A 19,170-nucleotide genomic window follows, 5' to 3' on the forward strand; every position below is an offset into this window, starting at 1 on the left:
GCCTCCAGCAAATAACGCCAAGTCTTTAACCACTAACCTTCCAGCCCCAGAAAGCCATGGAAAATTAGCCGATTGCCAGAGTAAAGACCCTTTAGAGAGTGAAATCTTTTTAGTGGAGGGCGATAGCGCGGGCGGGAGCGCTAAACAAGGGCGCGATAGGGTTTTCCAAGCGATCTTGCCCTTGAAAGGTAAGATTTTAAATGTGGAAAAAAGCCATTTGTCAAAAATCCTGAAATCAGAAGAAATTAAAAACATGATCACGGCTTTTGGGTGTGGCATTCAAGAGAGTTTTGATATAGAAAGATTGCGCTATCATAAAATCATTATCATGACCGATGCTGATGTGGATGGGAGCCATATCCAAACCCTGCTGATGACTTTTTTCTATCGTTATTTACGCCCGCTGATTGAACAAGGGCATGTTTATATCGCTCAAGCCCCTCTTTACAAATACAAGAAAGGCAAGACAGAAATTTATCTTAAAGATGGCGTCGCTTTGGATCATTTTTTAATTGAGCATGGCATCAATTCGGTGGATATTGAAGGGATTGGCAAGAACGATCTGATGAATTTGTTAAAAGTGGTGCGTCATTACCGCTATACGCTTTTGGAATTAGAAAAACGCTACAACTTGCTAGAAGTTTTACGCTTTTTGATTGAAACTAAGGACGCCTTAAGCCTTGATATGAAAGTTTTAGAAAAAAGCATTTTGGAAAAATTAGAGGGTTTGAATTATCAGATCTTACGCTCTTTTGCTACTGAAGAAAGCTTGCATTTGCATGTGCAAACCCCTAAGGGCTTGGTGGAATTTAATTTAGATGACAACCTCTTTAAAGAAGTGTTGTTTGAAGAAGCGCATTACACTTACCAAAAGCTTATGGAGTATAATTTAGATTTCTTGGAAAATAAGGATATTTTGGCGTTTTTAGAAGAAGTGGAAAATTACGCTAAAAAGGGAGCGAATATCCAGCGTTATAAGGGGCTAGGCGAGATGAACCCTAATGATTTATGGGAAACGACCATGCATAAAGAAAACCGCAACTTAATCAAACTCAAAATTGAAGATTTGGAAAAAACCGATGCAGTCTTTTCGCTTTGCATGGGCGATGAAGTAGAGCCTAGAAGAGCCTTTATCCAAGCGCATGCTAAAGACGTGAAACAGCTAGATGTGTAAGGGATTTTGATTAGAACCCCTAAACATTTAACCAAACAAGAGAGCGTGAATTTAGGGGCTTACTACACGCCCCCTTATTTAGTGGATTGTGCTTACAGGCTTTTAAAAAAGCATGTTGGTATTGAAAAATATACGCTTTTAGACACCGCATGTGGCAATAAAGAGTTTTTAAAACTCCACCACCCTAAAAAAATAGGAGCGGATATTGACCCTAAGTGTGGTGCTTTAATAATAAACGCTCTAGTTAATCCTAAAAGAGAAAATTATGGCATTAGCCAAGATGAGCCTTTAATCATTGTGGGCAATCCCCCCTATAACGATAGAACTTCCTTTATCAAACAAGATATTAAAAATAAAGATTTCATTTTTGAGATAGACAACGATTTGAAATCTAGGGATTTAGGGATAAGTTTTTTAAAATCTTTTGCAATTTTAAAGCCGGCGTTTATTTGCGTGCTACACCCTTTATCTTACCTCATCAAAGAAGCTAATTTTAAGCAATTAAAGCTATTTAAGGATCATTACAGGCTTTTAGACGCTTTGGTTGTTTCTTCTAAATCTTTCACTAAAAGTAACGAATTTCCTATTGTGATAGCTTTATATGAGCGAGGGCGAATGGACTATGCAGAGATTAGGCATTTTATTTTTCCAACTGATTGCGATACAACGCTATGCTTAAACGATTTTGATTATATAGCCAATTATGTGGATAAATACCCTAACGCTAAAAAGGTTGATGCATGCGTGGGCTATTTTTTCCCTATGCGAGACATTAACGCTCTCAAACGCAACAAAACTTTTTTAAACGCGCCAAGCGAAAATGCGGTGTATATCAGTCAAGATAAATTGATTTATTACCAATATATCCATTATTTTAAGGAAATCGCCCCTAAAATCCCTTATTATTTTGGTAATTTGGATATTATTATTGATCATTTCGCTTTTTTAGAAGTTAAAGACGCTTTTTTAGAAGATAAAAGAGCGCGTTTAGAATATTTTAAAAAATTGTTTCAAGGACACCCTTGTGAGTTTGATTAGGATTGATGATAGTAAAAAAGCGATTGAGGTTTCTGTTCCTTTAACTTCCATTTCAGGCAAAGTGCGTGTGAAAATCAGACATGCCTTTAGCGATTATGGCATTTCAACAGCGACTAGAAAAATCCCTTTTAGTTTAAAACATTATGTAGAGTGGCAAATCGGTTATGATGTCCCCATTAAAGATAAAGAAAAATTTGAGCTCACTACCCTAAAAGATGAAAAATATCATTTTTTAGGGGCTAATAATAAAGTAAAAACCCTTTATGAATTGAGTGAGATAATCTATTACGCTAAGCAATTAAATTTAATCAGTTTAGAAAATTTAGAAAATACTTTAAAATATTTAGAAAAACAAAAACAATTTATAGAAGATAATTTTATAAGAGAAAGATTTAGATCGCATCAATTTGGGGGCATGGATTTTGAACTCTCACGCATTTCTTATCCTTTACTCATTCATTCTTTTAATGATAATCAGTTGAGTGAAATCGTTATTAGAGAGCAACAATACGGCTCTAAAGTCCAAGCCATGCTGTATTTTTGCTTTTCTATTTTGGAATTAAAAACCGCTACCCCTTTATTAAATAGAACCGCTACACTCAAAGAACATGCTTTTTTAACTATCCATAAAACCAACGCTCTTGTGTTTTTAGAAATGCTTAAAATTTTTGGACTTTTAAGCCAAGCGCACCATAACGATGTGTTAAAGATTTTAGAAAAAATACTTCAAAATTAACTAACGATACGAATTATTAAAAAGAGAATGAATATCCAACGCTACAAGATCTAGGCGAGATAAACCCGTTTATGGGAAATAACCATGCACCAATAAAACGCGTTTCATAAAGCCATAAAAACAAGGCTATGTTTTAAAACTTGTATCAATTTTCTTTAATGGCTTATGTTATACTCAATAAAATACAGATTCAATTGAAGGCATTAAACGACTGCATGGTATTTTTTCATAAGAAAATTATTTTAAATTTTATCTATTCTTTAATAGTTGCTTTTTTATTCCCTTTATCCTATGGGGTTCTTTTAAAAGCCGATGGAATGGCTAAAAAGCAAACTTTATTGGTGGGCGAAAGGCTTGTGTGGGATAAGCTCACGCTGTTAGGGTTTTTAGAAAAAAACCATATTCCCCAAAAACTCTACTACAACCTAAGCTCTCAAGATAAAGAATTGAGCGCTGAAATCCAAAGCAATGTTACCTACTACACTTTAAGAGATGCAAATAACACGCTCATTCAAGCCCTTATCCCTATAAGCCAGGATTTGCAAATCCATATTTACAAAAAAGGGGAGGATTATTTTTTAGACTTTATCCCCATTGTTTTCACTCGTAAAGAAAAAACTTTGCTTCTTTCTTTACAAACTTCGCCCTATCAAGATATTGTCAAAGCCATCAATGACCCCCTTTTAGCCAACCAATTGATGAACGCGTATAAAAAAAGCGTGCCTTTTAAACGCTTAGCAAAAAACGATAAAATCGCTATCGTTTATACAAGAGATTATCGTGTGGGGCAAGCGTTTGGCCAGCCGACTATTAAAATAGCCATGATTAGCTCTCGTTTGCACCAATACTATCTCTTTTCCCATTCAAACGGGCGTTATTACGATTCAAAAGCGCAAGAAGTGGCAGGGTTTTTACTAGAAACCCCGGTGAAATACACCCGCATTTCTTCGCCTTTTTCTTATGGGAGGTTCCATCCTGTCTTAAAAGTTAGACGACCTCATTACGGCGTGGATTATGCGGCTAAACATGGCAGTTTGATCCATTCTGCTTCAGATGGCCGTGTGGGTTTTATAGGGGTTAAGGTGGGGTATGGGAAAGTAGTTGAAATCCATTTGAACGAATTGCGCTTGGTGTATGCTCACATGAGTGCGTTTGCTAACGGATTGAAAAAAGGCTCGTTCGTTAAAAAAGGGCAAATCATAGGAAGAGTGGGGAGCACGGGTTTAAGCACCGGGCCGCATTTGCATTTTGGCGTGTATAAAAACTCCCGCCCCATTAATCCTTTAGGCTATATCCGCACCGCTAAAAGCAAGTTGCATGGCAAACAAAGAGAGGTTTTTTTAGAAAAAGCTCAGCATTCTAAGCAAAAATTAGAAGAACTTTTTAAAACCCATTCTTTTGAAAAAAATTCATTTTATCTTTTAGAGGGTTTTTAATGTCTTATTTTAAGAATGCTTTCAATCAAAAATCTTTAATAGACGATTCCAATGTGTATTTAGAGCCTTGTTCTAGCTCTAATTTCATAGAATTAAAACGCATGCATTATAATGAAGAGAATACTAAGAAAACATGGGATATTATTAAGTCTTTAGACAGCGTGGCGGTTTTACTCTATGAAAAAGAATCCGATTGTTTTGTGATTGTGAAACAATTCCGCCCAGCCATTTATGCACGCCATTTTCATTTTAAGTGCAATCAAGATCAAAATATTGACGGATACACTTATGAATTGTGCGCAGGGCTTGTGGATAAAGCTAATAAGAGTTTAGAAGAAATCGCTTGCGAAGAAGCGCTAGAAGAATGCGGTTACCAGATCAGCCCTAAAAATTTAGAAACCATAGGCCAATTTTATAGCGCAACCGGCTTGAGTGGGAGTTTGCAAACGCTCTATTACGCTGAAGTGTGCGCACATTTGAAAGTTTCAAAGGGTGGGGGGATTGATGCCGAAAAGATTGAAGTGCTGTTTTTGAAGCGATTAAAAGCTCTTGATTTTATAATGGATTTTCAATACGCTAAAACCACCGGATTGTCTTTAGCCATTTTATGGCATTTAAAAAAGTTTAAAAATGTTTAAAAGGAATTGTATGTTAAGGCTTTTGATAGGACTTCTTTTAATGAGTTTTATAAGCTTGCAATCAGCCTCTTGGCAAGAACCCTTAAGAGTGAGTGTAGAATTTGTGGATTTGCCTAAAAAAATCATTCGTTTTCCGGCTCATGATTTGCAAGTGGGGGAGTTTGGTTTTGTCGTTACTAAACTTTCAGATTATGAAATCGTTAATTCTGAAGTGGTCATTATTGCCGTTGAAAATGGTGTCGCAACGGCTAAATTCAGAGCGTTTGAGTCTATGAAACAAAGGCATTTACCCACTCCAAGAATGGTCGCTAGAAAGGGCGATTTAGTCTATTTTAGGCAATTCAACAACCAAGCGTTTTTAATCGCTCCTAATGATGAAATTTATGAGCAAATCAGAGCGACTAATACTGATATTAATTTTATTAGTTCTGATTTGTTGGTTACTTTTTTGAATGGGTTTGACCCAAAAATCGCTAATTTAAGGAAAGCGTGCAATGTTTATAGCGTGGGGGTGATTTATATTGTAACCACGAACACGCTCAATATTTTAAGCTGTGAGAGTTTTGAAATTTTAGAAAAAAGAGAGTTGGATACAAGTGGCGTTACTAAAACTTCTACGCCGTTTTTTTCTAGGGTTGAGGGCATTGATGCAGGCACGCTAGGGAAACTTTTTTCAGGCAGTCAATCTAAAAATTACTTCGCTTACTATGACGCTTTAGTGAAAAAAGAAAAACGCAAAGAAGTGAGGATTGAAAAGAAAGAAGTAAGGATTGATTCTAGAGAAATTAAACGAGAAATCAAGCAAGAAGCCATTAAAGAGCCTAAAAAAGCCAATCAAAGCACAGAAAACGCTCCTACTTTAGAAGAGAAAAACTACCAAAAAGCAGAGCGAAAACTTGATTCTAAAGAAGAAAGGCGCTATTTAAGAGATGAAAGGAAAAAAGCCAAAGCCACCAAAAAGGCTATGGAATTGGAAGAAAGAGAAAAAGAGCATGATGAAAGAGACGAAAAAGAGACTGAAGGAAGAAGAAAAGCTTTAGGAATGGATAAAGGCAATGAAAAAGTCAATGCCAAAGAAAACGAGCGAGAAATCAAGCAAGAATCCGCTAATGAGCCAAGTAGTGAAAACAACGCCACTCCAAAAGACACAGAAAATACTTCTGTCTTAAAAGAGAATGCCGTTAAAAAAGAAGTGCCAAAACCAAGCTCTAAAGAAGAAAAACGCCGCTTGAAAGAAGAAAAGAAAAAAGCCAAAGCCGAACAAAGAGCGAGAGAATTTGAACAAAGAGCGAGAGAGCATCAAGAAAGAGATGAAAAAGAGCTTGAAGAGCGAAGAAAGGTGCTAGAAGCGGGTAAAAAATAACATGTTAGACCAACAACACCTCAAATACTTTAAAAACCTAGTAGGGGGAGAGGATTTTTTCACTGATTTAGCGCATTTGAACGCTTATTGTTATGACGCTACTAAAGAAAGGCATTTGCCTAGCGGCGTGATTTTCCCTAAAAACGAGCGAGAAATCAGCCAGATTTTAAAATATTGCAACGAGCATCGCATCATCGTTGTGCCTAGGGGGGCTGGGAGCGGTTTTACAGGGGGGGCGTTGAGCGTGAGTGGGGGGCTAGTTTTAAGCGTAGAAAAACATTTGGATAAGATTTTAGAGATTGACACTAAAAATTTAATCGCTAGAGTAGAACCGGGCGTGATTAACAAGCATTTCCAAAACGAAGTGGAAAAATTGAATCTCTTCTACCCCCCAGATCCAGCGAGTGAAAATCAAAGCACTTTAGGGGGGAATGTCGCTGAAAATGCCGGTGGCATGCGTGCGGCTAAATACGGCATCACTAAAGATTATGTCATGGCTTTAAGGGTGGTTTTAGCGAATGGTGAAATCATAAGGGTAGGCAAAAAAACGATCAAAGATGTCGCCGGCTTTAATGTTGCAGGGCTGATGATCGCTAGTGAGGGGTGTTTGGGCGTGATTTCTGAAATCACTTTAAAGCTTTTAGCCAAACCGCCCCTAAAACAAAGCGCGATGGGGGTTTTTAACCATATTGAAGACGCCATGAACGCCGTTTATAAGACGATGAGCAGCGGCGTTACGCCTGTAGCGATGGAATTTTTGGATAATTTGAGTATCAAGGCGGTGGAAGAACGATTTTCTAAAGGCTTACCCAAAGACGCTGGAGCGATACTCATCACTCAAGTGGATGGCGTGGTTAAAGAGCAGATTGCATGGCAACTCAATGAGATAGAAAAGCATTTCAAAGCCAATGGTTGCGTGGATTTTAAGATCGCTCAAAATGAACAAGAAGAGCAGGATTTATGGTTTTCAAGGCGTAACGCTTCTCAAAGTATTAGCGTTTATGGTAAAAAGAAATTGAATGAAGACGTGACCGTTCCTAGGGCGAGTTTGCCGAGTTTGTTGCAAGAAGTCGTTAAAATAAGCCAAAAATACGGCTTTAAAATCCCTTGCTTTGGGCATACGGGCGATGGCAATGTGCATGTGAATATCATGCTAGAAGATCCTAAAAGGGATTTAGAAAAAGGGCATCAGGCTATGGAAGAGATTTTTCAGGCCGCTATTAGTTTGGAGGGGACTTTAAGCGGGGAGCATGGCATAGGCTTGTCTAAAGCCAAATTCATGCCTTTAGCGTTTAATCATAGTGAAATGGAGCTTTTTAGGAACATTAAAAAAGCTCTCGATCCTAACAATATTTTAAACCCTTTTAAAATGGGGTTGTAAGATTTAAAGCAAGGAAAGTGCATGAAAATCGGTGTTTATGGAGCGAGCGGTCGTATAGGGAAACTGCTCTTAGAAGAATTAAAAGGGGGGTATAAGGGATTAGAGCTATCTAGCGTGTTTGTCAGGCAAAAATGCGAAACGGATTTCAGTTCTTTTTCGCACGCCCCTTTAGTAACCAATGATTTAAAAGCGTTTGTGAGAGCTTGCGAATGCGTGATTGATTTTTCTTTACCTAAAGGCGTGGATAATTTGCTAGAGGCTCTTTTAGAATGCCCTAAAATTTTAGTTTCTGGCACGACCGGTTTAGAAAAAGAAACGCTAGAAAAAATGCAACAATTAGCCTTGAAAGCGCCGCTTTTGCATGCGCACAACATGTCTTTAGGGATTGTGATGCTCAATCAATTAGCCTTTTTAGCTTCTTTGAAATTAAAAGATGCGGATATTGAAATTGTAGAAACGCACCACAATCTCAAAAAAGACGCTCCGAGCGGCACGGCGTTGAGTTTGTATGAAACTTGCGCTAAGGCTAGAGGGTATGATAAAAAAAACGCTCTCATCACTCACAGAGAAGGTTTGCGCTCTAAAGAAAGCATTGGCATAGCCGCTTTAAGGGGGGGCGATGTCGCCGGGAAGCACACGATAGGGTTTTATTTGGAAGGCGAATACATAGAGCTTAGCCATACGGCGACTAACCGATCTATTTTTGCTAAAGGGGCTTTAGAAGTGGCCCTGTGGCTTAAGGATAAAACCGCTAAAAAATATGAAATCAACGAGATGTTTGGTTGAATGTTTTAATTCTTTTTGTATAAATAATTCACGCTTTTACGATGAAATATTTCCCCTTTTTAGCCTTACTAAAAGGTTTTTACTATACTATAAGGGATATTGCTAACGATTAAGCTGTATTGGAAGAGTTTATTTTGCAAGAGTTAATCTTGCCTTGTGTGATTAGTAACACAAGGCAAGTGTGGTAAACCCTACTACAATTTCAATTCAAGGAGCCTAACTAAAATAAAACGAACAATTTCAGTTAGGGCTTTATTATAGCAAAAATTATCAAGAATTACAAAGGGTAGCGTTTCTGTTTTTTGGATTTAGAGCGTTATTTTGATTGTTTTGAGTTTTATTTACTTTTTGTTTAATAATGAACTTAACTATCATAAACGCATGATTAAAGTATTTGAGTTATTAAAAAATTCTAAAATAAAAGGATATAAAATGAAAACCATTAGAAATAGCGTGTTCATTGGAGCGTCTTTACTTGGCGGTTGCGCTAGCGTTGAGACTTATTTTGACGCTTTGCATGTTGCTTGCGTTAAAGATGTTGTTATAGAGAAAGAAGTGCACCACACGCCCAAAGACTTTGATAGCCCTTACCACACTAACTAAACCGACTTTTAGGGGGTTTTAGGGGTGTTATTTCAAATGCTCTCTGTCCCCTTAAAAAATGAGTTTTGCATAAAAAATAAAGTTAAAAACCCCATTGTTAAAGATCAAAGAGCCTTAAGTAAGGCTTATCCAAAAAGCAAAGAAAATCAATTTTTCCAACCACTTTTTTTAAGAACAAGGCATTTTTGCCTTATTCTTAAAATGGGATTATTGATTCGCTCATTGTTTTAGCATGAATAAGTGGTGATAAATTCAAAAGGATGGGGCTTGCTCTCCCATGGGAACACTTCAGAATGGAATTTAAGAGACTGATAGGCCTGGATAAATTCTTCGCTAAAGACCTGACCTTCTTTTAAATACTGCTTATCGGCTAGCATTTCTTCTAACGATCTCCTTAAAGTGTGGGGCATTTGTTTGATACCCTTTTCTCTGATTTCGTCCAAAGTTAGCTTGAAAAGGTTAATGTCCATCGCTTCGCCGGGATCCATTTTATTTTTAACGCCATCAATGCCCGCCATTAAAATAGCCCCAAAAGCCAAGTAGGGGTTTGATGAGCTGTCAGGAAACCTGAATTCAAACCTCGTGCTGTTTTTAGAAATCCCATAAGGGATACGCACGCTAGCGCTCCTATTGCTGGCTGAATAAGTTAAAATGGATGGGGCTTCATATCCCGGAATCAGGCGCTTGTAAGAATTAGTGGAAGCGTTAGTGAAAGCGGCTAACCCTCTAGCGTGGCGCAACACGCCCCCTAAAAAATGCAAGGCAAACTCACTCAAGCCCTTGTAAGTTTCACCACTAAAAAGATTTTCGTTGTTTTTCCAAATACTCACATGGGTGTGCATCCCGCTCCCGTTATCCCCATATAGGGGTTTTGGCATGAAAGTGGCGGTTTTCCCATTTAAATGAGCGACCATTTTAACCACATATTTGAGTTTTTGGATATTGTCAGCGGCTTCCACTAAATCCCCAAATTTCACGCCCACCTCGCCTTGCGCTTGCGCGACTTCATGATGGACGACAAAAGTTTCTAGCCCTACTTGGTTTAAGACTTTCACGATTTCTGTGCGAATATCCATCATCGTATCCGTTGGCGGCACAGGCATATAGCCCCCTTGCTTGCCCGGTCTATGCCCAAAATTCACGCCGTTTTCAAAGCTTTTATCTCTATTCCATTCGCCCTCTTCGCTATCCACTTCGTAGTATTGGGAATTGGAAGCGTCTTTAATTTTAATGGAATCAAAGATAAAAAATTCATTCTCCGCGCCAAAATAAGCCACATCGCCCAAACCTGAATCTTTTAAATGTTGTAAGGCTTTTTTAGCGATACTTCTAGGGCATTTTTCATAAGGCTGGTTTCTATACACATCATACACATCGCAAAACACGACCACGCTCACATCTGCGCTAAAAGGGTCAATGAAATAACGCACCAAATCGGGGGTTAAAATCATATCGGAGTGTTCAATGCTTTGCCAGCCTTTAAAACAACTCGCATCAAAAGGAATCCCCTCTTTAAACATGCCATGCGTTAAAGCCCCAAAAGAATAAGCGATGTGATTCCAAGTGCCTTTAATATCGCTGAATCTAAAATCCACAAATTCCACTTCATTTTCTTTGCAAAATTCAAAAAATTCTTTGATCTTGCTTTCACTATTTTGAGTTCTTACTATCATTAACTACCTTTAATTGTTATGAATTGAGTTTGATTGATAGGGGTGATTATAGCATTTATGGGGTAAAAAAGTAAAATTGACGCCCTAAATTTTTAGAGACTAAAAACCACCTTTTTTAAAATTTTGGCATTCTGTTTTCTTTTTTTGTGGTAATATTCGTTTGCTAGCTATTAGGTATAGTTAGCCATATCCTAGAAATAGGATGTTACTTTAAATTTAAGGAAAAATTATGAAACACAACTTCTTACTTATAAATGGTGTTTTCTGCGATAGGTACGGAAAACCTTTAAAAGGTGTGGCTCTGTATAATGCTAAAGCAGCATATTTGAATGGCGGTCTTAAGCAGACCTTAGATCAGATTGAAAGACTTAAAGATGAAAACAAGGGGCTTAATGAAGCACTTTATTATTCACTTTCTCTAACTCGCGAACAAGGTAAAAAGATACAGCATCTAGAGAATATTTTGGGAAGTGTTCTTCCTGCTTTAAATCTTAACTTTCCTAGCCTAGATTTCAATGAAAGGTAGGAAACCACTCTTGCATCCACATAGGTGCAGGTTAGTCAAGGCAACTAGCTTTTGTAGTTAAAAAACGCCTTTAAAGATTTTTTAGATCAATGTTTTGTTGGATATGGAGTTTTTATTTTGACTCCGTTCCAATCGGGTGCTGATAATAAAATTTAAATTAAAATTTAAATTAAACAATGGAGAGCTTGACTTTAATTTTAATTTATTTTAATTTATTTATTTTAATTTTAGCCAAGCGATAACTTCTTAAAGCGTTCGTAGGGTTTTGGGGGATTTTAAAGGAGGAGATTATTTTAAAATACCCAACTACCCCCTTAAAGTAACTACCCCCTTAAAGTTTTATAAAAACATCATTAAAAAGCTTAAAAACAAACTTTTTTCAAAAAAATTAAAAAAATTTTAGCGATCAACATTTGATGAGAATAGAGCCTTTTTTAATTATAAAAAGAGTATAATTACAAATTACTTACAACTTAAAGGGGATATGATGAAAGTTCTATTACTAGAAGATGTGAAAAATTTAGGCAAAGCGGGTGAAGTGTGTGAGGTTAAAGATGGTTATGGGAATAACTTTCTAATCGCTAACCAAAAAGCCAAACTCGCCACTAACGAAGTGATCAATAAATACAAAGCCGAAGTTAAAAAGAAAGCGGAAAAAGAAGCCTTAGAAAAAGCGCAAAAATTGCAAATGGTAGAAACCTTACAAACCATCACGCTGACTATCCACAAAAAAGTTGGCGCGAACGGCTCTTTATTTGGAGCGATCACTAAAGAAGAGATCGCTGAGCGTTTGAAAGAACAGCATGCGAGTTTAAATTTAGATAAAAAAGACATTGAACTCAAACACCCGATTAAAAGCACAGGGATTTATGAGATTGAAGTCAAGCTTGGATCGGGGATTGTGGGCGTGTTTAAAATTGATGTGGTGGCTGAGTAAAAAATGTTTGAAGCGACGACGATTCTAGGCTATAGAGGGGAGATGGGGGGCAAGAAGTTTGCGTTCATTGGAGGCGATGGGCAGGTAACTTTGGGTAATTGCGTAGTCAAAGCCAATGCGACAAAAATCAGGAGCTTGTATCACAACCAGGTTTTAAGCGGGTTTGCCGGTAGCACGGCGGACGCTTTTAGTTTGTTTGATATGTTTGAACGCATTTTAGAGAGCAAAAAAGGGGATTTGTTTAAAAGCGTGGTGGACTTCAGCAAAGAATGGCGCAAGGATAAGTATTTACGCCGACTGGAAGCGATGATGATCGTTTTAAATTTCGATCACATTTTTATTTTGAGCGGCACGGGCGATGTTTTAGAAGCTGAAGACAATAAGATCGCTGCTATTGGGAGTGGGGGGAATTTTGCTTTGAGCGCGGCTAGGGCTTTGGATCATTTCGCTCATTTAGAGCCTAGAAAACTCGTAGAAGAGTCCTTAAAAATCGCAGGGGATCTTTGCATTTACACCAACACGAATATTAAAATTTTGGAGCTTTAATGTCTAAATTGAATATGACCCCAAGAGAAATTGTCGCTTATTTAGATGAATACATCATTGAGCAAAAGGAGGCTAAAAAGTTTATCGCTATCGCTTTAAGGAATCGTTACAGGCGTTTGCAACTGGAAAAATCCTTACAAGAAGAAATCACGCCTAAAAACATTTTAATGATTGGCTCTACTGGCGTGGGTAAAACTGAAATCGCAAGAAGAATGGCAAAAATCATGAAACTCCCCTTTGTGAAAGTGGAAGCGAGCAAATACACAGAAGTGGGTTTTGTGGGGCGCGATGTGGAGTCTATGGTAAGGGATTTAGTCAATAACAGCGTGCTTTTAGTGGAAAATGAGCATAAAGAAAAATTAAAAGACAAGATTGAAGAAGCGGTTATAGAAAAAATCGCTAAAAAACTCTTACCCCCTTTGCCCAGTGGCGTGAGTGAAGAGAAAAAACAAGAATACGCTAACAGCCTTTTAAAAATGCAACAAAGAATCGCGCAAGGCGAGTTGGATAGTAGAGAAATTGAAATTGAAGTGCGTAAAAAAAGCATAGAGATTGATTCCAATGTGCCGCCTGAAATTTTAAGGGTTCAAGAAAATTTGATTAAGGTTTTCCATAAAGAACAGGATAAAGTCAAGAAAACTTTAAGCGTTAAAGAGGCTAAAGAAGCCCTAAAAGCAGAAATTAGCGACACGCTTTTAGATGGCGAAGCCATTAAAATGGAGGGTTTGAAGCGCGCGGAAAGTTCAGGGGTGATTTTTATTGATGAAATTGATAAGATTGCTGTCAGCTCTAAAGAAGGAAGCCGTCAAGATCCCAGTAAGGAGGGGGTTCAAAGGGATTTGTTGCCGATTGTAGAGGGGAGTGTGGTGAATACGAAGTATGGTTCTATTAAAACAGAGCATATTTTATTCATTGCGGCAGGGGCTTTTCATCTTTCTAAGCCGAGCGATTTGATCCCTGAATTGCAAGGCCGTTTCCCTTTAAGGGTGGAGTTAGAGAATTTAACCGAAGAAATCATGTATATGATTTTAACCCAAACTAAAACCTCTATCATCAAGCAATACCAAGCCCTTTTAAAAGTGGAGGGCGTAGAAATTGCGTTTGAAGACGATGCGATCAAAGAGTTAGCCAAACTTTCTTATAACGCCAATCAAAAAAGCGAAGATATAGGTGCTAGAAGGTTGCACACCACTATTGAAAAAGTGCTAGAAGACATTAGTTTTGAAGCGGAGGATTATTCTGGGCAACGTATCATTATCACTAAAGAATTGGTTCAATCCAAGCTAGGGGATTTAGTGGCTGATGAAAATTTAGTGAAGTATATTTTATAATGAAAACTAAGGCGGGCTTTGTAGCTCTTATAGGCAAACCAAACGCTGGAAAAAGCACTCTTTTAAACACTTTATTAAACGCTCATTTAGCCCTTGTTTCGCATAAGGCTAATGCGACCAGAAAATTGATGAAATGCATCGTGCCTTTTAAAGATAAAGAAGGGTATGAGAGCCAAATCATTTTTTTAGACACTCCAGGACTCCATCATCAAGAAAAATTACTCAACCAGTGCATGCTCTCACAGGCTTTAAAAGCGATGGGCGATGCTGAATTGCGCATTTTTTTGGCTTCTGTGCATGATGATTTGAAAGGGTATGAAGAGTTTTTGAGTTTGTGCCAAAAACCCCATATCTTGGCTTTGAGCAAGATTGACACCGCCACGCATAAGCAGGTTTTACAAAAATTACAAGAGTATCAAAAATATTCATCGCAATTTTTAGCTCTAGTGCCTTTGAGCGCGAAAAAATCTCAAAATTTAAACGCGCTTTTAGAATGCATCAGCAAGCATTTAAACCCTAGCGCATGGCTTTTTGAAAAGGATTTAATGAGCGATGAAAAAATGCGCGATATTTATAAGGAAATCATTAGGGAGAGTTTGTTTGATTTTTTGAGCGATGAAATCCCTTATGAAAGCGATGTGATGATTGATAAATTTATAGAAGAAGAACGCATAGACAAGGTGTATGCGCGCATTATCGTAGAAAAAGAAAGCCAAAAAAAAATCGTGATAGGCAAAAACGGGGTGAATATCAAACGCATCGGGACTAACGCGCGATTGAAAATGCAAGAAGTGGGCGAAAAAAAGGTTTTTTTAAACTTGCAAGTGATCGCTCAAAAATCATGGAGCAAGGAAGAAAAGAGCTTGCAAAAATTGGGTTATATCTATCAAAGGAATAGGGATTGAAAAAAATATTACCGGCTCTGTTAATGGGGTTTGTGGGATTGAATGCTAGTGATCGTTTGTTAGAAATTGTGCGCCTTTATCAAAAACAAGGCTTGGAAGTGGTGGGTCAAAAATTGGATTCTTATTTAGCGGATAAGTCTTTTTGGGCAGAAGAGCTTCAAAACAAGGACACGGATTTTGGTTATTATCAAAACAAGCAGTTTTTATTTGTGGCGGATAAATCCAAGCCTAGTTTAGAGTTTTATGAAATAGACAACAACATGCTTAAAAAAATCAACAGCTCTAAAGCCCTTGTAGGCTCTAAAAAGGGCGATAAAACTTTAGAGGGCGATTTGGCCACGCCTATTGGGGTGTATCGTATCACGCAGAAATTAGAGCGCTTGGATCAATATTATGGCGTGTTGGCTTTTGTAACGAATTACCCCAATTTGTATGACACCTTGAAAAAACGCACCGGGCATGGCATTTGGGTGCATGGAATGCCTTTAAATGGCGATCGGAATGAATTGAACACCAAGGGCTGCATTGCGATTGAAAACCCGCTTTTAAGCTCTTATGATAAAGCGTTAAAAGGCGAAAAAGCGTTCCTCATCACCTATGAAGACAAGTTTTTCCCCAGCACTAAAGAAGAATTGAGCATGGTTTTAAGCTCCCTTTTTCAATGGAAAGAAGCTTGGGCTAGGGGCGATTTTGAACGCTACATGCGTTTTTATAACCCCAACTTCACTCGCTATGACGGCATGAAATTCAACGCTTTTAAAGAGTATAAAAAAAGGGTGTTTGCGAAAAACGAAAAAAAGAATATCGCTTTTTCTTCTATTAGCGTGATCCCTTACCCCAACTCCCAGAACAAACGCTTGTTTTATGTGGTGTTTGACCAAGATTACAAAGCCTACCAGCAAAACAAGCTTTCTTATAGCTCTAATTCTCAAAAAGAACTCTATGTAGAGATTGAAAACAACCAAGTGTCTATTATAATGGAAAAATAGGGCTTTGTTTTAATGAGAGTGATTTAAGCAGATTTTTTTAATCTTAAAAGCTTGATACAAGTTTGATTAAAAAAACTACAGAGCTTCCATGGCTTTTTCATAGCCAAATTCTGCGGATTTTTGCAAGAATTTTTTAGCCTTCTCCTTTTTCTTTTTGGTGCCAAGCCCTTCTTTATAAGCGATCCCGATTCTGTAAAGGATTTCCCCCATTTGTTGTTTGAGTAAAGTAATATTGCTTGAAATTTCAGCAATATCTTCCCAAAGAAGTGTCTTATCTTTGATTTGAGTGGATTTCATAACAAGTATTCCAAACTTCTTTCCAAATTTTATAGGATTCGCGCTCAAACCTGAAAGATCAATGAATCGCGATCCAATAAGCATACTAGTGAACACAAGGTTTGGTAATCTAAAATTGTTAGCAAAATAATTTGTGCTTTTATTAGAAAACATGCGAACCACATGCCTGTAAGTCTTAAGCGCTTGTTTCAAATCCTTTTTCATCCCTAAGCCTTGCGCTTGCATGCGTCCTAAAATTAAAGCGCCCCCTAACAACCCGCTCCCATACCCTTTGATAGCGTTTTGTGCATAGAATTGCGCTTTTTTGTAATCCACTTTCACGCCCTTTCCCTCCAAATACATTTTGGCTAAATAAACGCTGCCAAGCCCAATGCTGTATTCTTGCGCCAATCTAAAATCTTTAAAGGCTTGCTTGTATTGGCCTTGATTAAAATGGTCTAAACCATTTTCAAAATAATATGTCTTATGATTTCGCGCAATTTCATCCCAATCATCACTGATGCTAATATATTCATCAGCTATACAAAGTGAAAACGGCAACAATAAACCCAATAAAAGCAATAAAGGCTTTAAAAAAGAGAGAGTGGTGCGATAAAAATCTTTAAACATGTCAGATCCTTTTACAATTTGAGCCATTCTTTAGCTTGTTTTATCATCTTTTTTAAATTACAAACAACAGCATAATGACAACATGGAGATGGTTTTATATTTTTTGCTATAATGACATGGATTTGTTTCATAGTAGTAACAAATTGAAAATATACCATTATGGAGGTAATGCTATGGCTGACACAATCAATACAACTGAAGCAACTCATGAAACAAAAAAACCAAACGCTTTTGTAAATTTTTTCAAAAACAATTTGACTGATAAGCGTTATGATTCATTAGGTCTCATTGGAGCAGGGGTTTTATGTTGTGTCTTGAGCGGTGCTATGGGGATTGTTGGGATAATCTTTGTCGCAATAGGAATCTTTTTGTCTTTTTCTAATATCAACTTAGTGAAATTGGTTGAAAAATTGTCCAAAAAACAACCTAAAGCGGCCACAACTGTCAATAACGAAACCCAAAAATCTCAAGCAGCAAGCGTTACCAACGAACCAACTGAAGCTAAAGAGACTAAAGATTGAGGCAGAACAACGATTTTGACTGAAGAAAGAATAAGGGAAAATCTCACAAATTTAGGTGTTCTGGTGGTTTGTTACTCACTGCATGACCCACACAAGCGACCTATAAATTCTTTTTTTAGATTTAAGAATAGTTATTTGCAATATGAGTCTAGCTACGAGTTGGTGGGGTTGATCAAATCCATTGGCAAGGCTTTAAAAATAAAAACCAACTGAAAAAAAGGAAACTAATGTTTAGAAAACTAGCAACCGCTGTATCGCTCATAGGCTTACTAACCTCTAACACTCTTTATGCTAAAGAAATAAGTGAAGCCGATAAGGTCATTAAGGCCACTAAAGAAACTAAAGAGACCAAGAAAGAAGCTAAACGACTCAAAAAAGAAGCTAAACAGCGCCAACAGATTCCTGATCATAAGAAACCTCAATATGCCTCTGTTGATGACACAAAAACTCAAGCGCTTTTTGATATATACGACACCTTGAATGTGAATGATAAAAGCTTTGGGGATTGGTTTGGTAATAGCGCTTTGAAAGACAAAACCTATCTCTACGCTATGGATCTATTGGATTACAACAACTATTTATCCATAGAAAACCCCATTATCAAAACAAGAGCGATGGGGACTTATGCGGATCTCATCATCATCACAGGCTCACTAGAACAAGTCAATGGGTATTACAACATTCTCAAAGCACTCAACAAACGAAACGCTAAGTTTGTCCTAAAAATCAATGAGAACTTACCTTACGCCCAAGCGACTTTTTTGAGAGTGCCAAAAAGAAGCGATCCCAACGCCCACACGCTTGATAAGGGAGCGTCAATTGATGAGAATAAGCTTTTTGAACAACAAAAACGCGCGTATTTCAACTACGCCAACGATGTGATCTGCAGACCCAATGATGAAGTGTGTTCGCCCCTAAGAGATGAAATGGTAGCTATGCCCACTAGCGATAGCGCTACTCAAAAACCCAATATCATTGCTCCTTATAGCTTGTATAGACTAAAAGAGACAAATAACGCCAATGAGGCTCAACCATCACCTTATGCCACTCAAACCGCTCCTGAAAACAGCAAAGAGAAGCTCATAGAAGAGCTAATCGCTAACTCCCAACTCATAACCAATGAAGAAGAGAGAGAAAAGAAACTCTTAGCAGAAAAAGAAAAACAAGAGGCTGAATTGGCTAAATACAAGCTCAAAGACTTAGAAAATCAAAAGAAACTAAAAGCTTTGGAAGCAGAGTTGAAAAAGAAAAACGCTAAGAAACCTAGAGTAGTGGAAGTGCCTATTTCTCCTAGAACAAGTAATCCTGATGAAACAATGAGAGTTGTCAAGGAAAAAGAAAACTATAATGGATTGTTAGTGGATAAAGAAACCACGATCAAACGAAGCTATCAAGGGACTTTGATTAGTGAAAATTCTTACAGCAAAAAAAGCCCTCTCAACCCTAATGACTTGAGAAGCTTAGAAGAAGAAATTAAGAGCTACTATGTCAAGTCTAATGGCTTGTGTTACGCTAATGGCATTAGCCTCTATGTAAAAATCAAAAATGATCCCTACAAAGAGGGAATGCTGTGTGGTTATGAGAGTGTTCAAAATCTGCTCTCACCTCTAAAGGACAAGCTCAAATACGACAAGCAGAAGTTACAAAAAGCGTTACTGAAAGATTCAAAGTAAGTTAAAGT

General features: G+C 37.6%; 20 protein-coding genes. 18 read left to right on the forward strand and 2 right to left on the reverse strand.

Features of this window, described 5'->3' with window-relative positions; translation table 11 throughout:
* The 9 genes from BZK24_RS06830 to BZK24_RS06875 all read left to right on the forward strand — a co-directional run.
* A partial coding sequence (locus BZK24_RS06830; protein WP_524707064.1) for a toprim domain-containing protein occupies positions 1-1,174 on the forward strand: 1,174 nt, incomplete at its 5' end.
* Positions 1,175-1,219: 45 nt separating this feature from the next.
* Entirely contained in the window at positions 1,220-2,212 is a 993-nt protein-coding gene (locus BZK24_RS06835; RefSeq protein WP_077656993.1) for an adenine methyltransferase, read from the forward strand.
* Positions 2,199-2,948, forward strand: a complete 750-nt coding sequence (locus BZK24_RS06840) for a R.Pab1 family restriction endonuclease (protein WP_077656967.1) — start codon at positions 2,199-2,201, stop codon at positions 2,946-2,948. The genes BZK24_RS06835 and BZK24_RS06840 overlap by 14 nt, the downstream gene beginning before the upstream one ends.
* Positions 2,949-3,163: 215 nt before the next feature.
* Complete coding sequence (csd3, locus tag BZK24_RS06845) at positions 3,164-4,384, forward strand: peptidoglycan DD-metalloendopeptidase Csd3 (protein WP_021176080.1); 1,221 nt, start codon at positions 3,164-3,166, stop codon at positions 4,382-4,384.
* Positions 4,384-5,022: an NUDIX hydrolase gene (locus tag BZK24_RS06850; RefSeq protein ID WP_077656968.1), complete on the forward strand. Its 639-nt coding sequence runs from the start codon at positions 4,384-4,386 to the stop codon at positions 5,020-5,022. Before csd3 ends, BZK24_RS06850 begins: the two co-directional genes overlap by 1 nt.
* A gap of 10 nt (positions 5,023-5,032) precedes the next feature.
* Positions 5,033-6,385 carry a plasminogen-binding protein PgbA gene (gene pgbA / locus BZK24_RS06855; protein ID WP_077656969.1) on the forward strand — a complete coding sequence of 451 codons (1,353 nt, stop codon included), beginning with the start codon at positions 5,033-5,035 and terminating at the stop codon, positions 6,383-6,385.
* Between the two features lies 1 nt (position 6,386).
* Entirely contained in the window at positions 6,387-7,766 is a 1,380-nt protein-coding gene (gene glcD, locus BZK24_RS06860) for a glycolate oxidase subunit GlcD (RefSeq protein WP_077656970.1), read from the forward strand.
* 21 nt (positions 7,767-7,787) lie between these two features.
* Positions 7,788-8,552 (forward strand): 4-hydroxy-tetrahydrodipicolinate reductase, encoded by a 765-nt coding sequence (dapB, locus tag BZK24_RS06865; RefSeq protein WP_077656971.1) that lies wholly within the window; start codon positions 7,788-7,790, stop codon positions 8,550-8,552.
* A gap of 432 nt (positions 8,553-8,984) precedes the next feature.
* The gene (locus BZK24_RS06875) at positions 8,985-9,155 is read left to right on the forward strand and encodes a hypothetical protein (RefSeq protein WP_001874176.1); all 171 of its coding nucleotides are present in this window, start codon (positions 8,985-8,987) and stop codon (positions 9,153-9,155) included.
* A gap of 227 nt (positions 9,156-9,382) precedes the next feature.
* Here BZK24_RS06875 and glnA read toward each other — a convergent pair whose 3' ends face one another.
* Complete coding sequence (gene glnA, locus BZK24_RS06885; RefSeq protein ID WP_077656973.1) at positions 9,383-10,828, reverse strand: type I glutamate--ammonia ligase; 1,446 nt, start codon at positions 10,826-10,828, stop codon at positions 9,383-9,385.
* 229 nt (positions 10,829-11,057) lie between these two features.
* Between glnA and BZK24_RS06890 the strand changes: the two genes are divergently transcribed.
* The 6 genes from BZK24_RS06890 to csd6 all read left to right on the forward strand — a co-directional run bounded on the left by BZK24_RS06890 (position 11,058) and on the right by csd6 (position 16,062).
* Positions 11,058-11,354 carry a hypothetical protein gene (locus BZK24_RS06890; protein ID WP_000682202.1) on the forward strand — a complete coding sequence of 99 codons (297 nt, stop codon included), beginning with the start codon at positions 11,058-11,060 and terminating at the stop codon, positions 11,352-11,354.
* A gap of 487 nt (positions 11,355-11,841) precedes the next feature.
* Positions 11,842-12,291, forward strand: coding sequence for a 50S ribosomal protein L9 (rplI, locus tag BZK24_RS06895; RefSeq protein ID WP_033779800.1), 450 nt, complete (start codon positions 11,842-11,844; stop codon positions 12,289-12,291).
* Positions 12,292-12,294: 3 nt separating this feature from the next.
* Positions 12,295-12,837, forward strand: a complete 543-nt coding sequence (gene hslV, locus BZK24_RS06900) for an ATP-dependent protease subunit HslV (protein WP_077656975.1) — start codon at positions 12,295-12,297, stop codon at positions 12,835-12,837.
* The gene (gene hslU, locus BZK24_RS06905; protein ID WP_077656976.1) at positions 12,837-14,168 is read left to right on the forward strand and encodes an ATP-dependent protease ATPase subunit HslU; all 1,332 of its coding nucleotides are present in this window, start codon (positions 12,837-12,839) and stop codon (positions 14,166-14,168) included. The genes hslV and hslU overlap by 1 nt, the downstream gene beginning before the upstream one ends.
* On the forward strand, positions 14,168-15,073 hold the full coding sequence (gene era, locus BZK24_RS06910; protein WP_171972424.1) for a GTPase Era: 906 nt from the start codon (positions 14,168-14,170) through the stop codon (positions 15,071-15,073). Before hslU ends, era begins: the two co-directional genes overlap by 1 nt.
* A complete protein-coding gene (csd6, locus tag BZK24_RS06915) occupies positions 15,070-16,062 on the forward strand; it encodes a cell shape-determining L,D-carboxypeptidase Csd6 (RefSeq protein WP_077656978.1) in 993 nt (330 codons plus the stop codon). Before era ends, csd6 begins: the two co-directional genes overlap by 4 nt.
* 75 nt (positions 16,063-16,137) lie before the next feature.
* Here csd6 and BZK24_RS06920 read toward each other — a convergent pair whose 3' ends face one another.
* Positions 16,138-16,968, reverse strand: a complete 831-nt coding sequence (locus BZK24_RS06920; RefSeq protein WP_077656979.1) for an HP0519 family Sel1-like repeat protein — start codon at positions 16,966-16,968, stop codon at positions 16,138-16,140.
* Positions 16,969-17,141: 173 nt separating this feature from the next.
* Here BZK24_RS06920 and cag1 point away from each other — a divergent pair, with 173 nt between their 5' ends.
* From cag1 to cag3, 3 genes are read left to right on the forward strand one after another with little or no spacing between them, the layout of a single operon-like run.
* On the forward strand, positions 17,142-17,489 hold the full coding sequence (gene cag1, locus BZK24_RS06925; RefSeq protein WP_077644409.1) for a cag pathogenicity island protein Cag1: 348 nt from the start codon (positions 17,142-17,144) through the stop codon (positions 17,487-17,489).
* 15 nt (positions 17,490-17,504) lie between these two features.
* Positions 17,505-17,702, forward strand: coding sequence for a cag pathogenicity island protein (locus BZK24_RS09905; protein ID WP_077656980.1), 198 nt, complete (start codon positions 17,505-17,507; stop codon positions 17,700-17,702).
* A gap of 14 nt (positions 17,703-17,716) precedes the next feature.
* Positions 17,717-19,162: a type IV secretion system outer membrane cap subunit Cag3 gene (gene cag3, locus BZK24_RS06935; RefSeq protein ID WP_000488753.1), complete on the forward strand. Its 1,446-nt coding sequence runs from the start codon at positions 17,717-17,719 to the stop codon at positions 19,160-19,162.
* Positions 19,163-19,170: the final 8 nt, after the last annotated feature.

Origin of the sequence: Helicobacter pylori, from assembly GCF_001998165.1 — a bacterium.
GTDB lineage: Bacteria > Campylobacterota > Campylobacteria > Campylobacterales > Helicobacteraceae > Helicobacter > Helicobacter pylori_DL.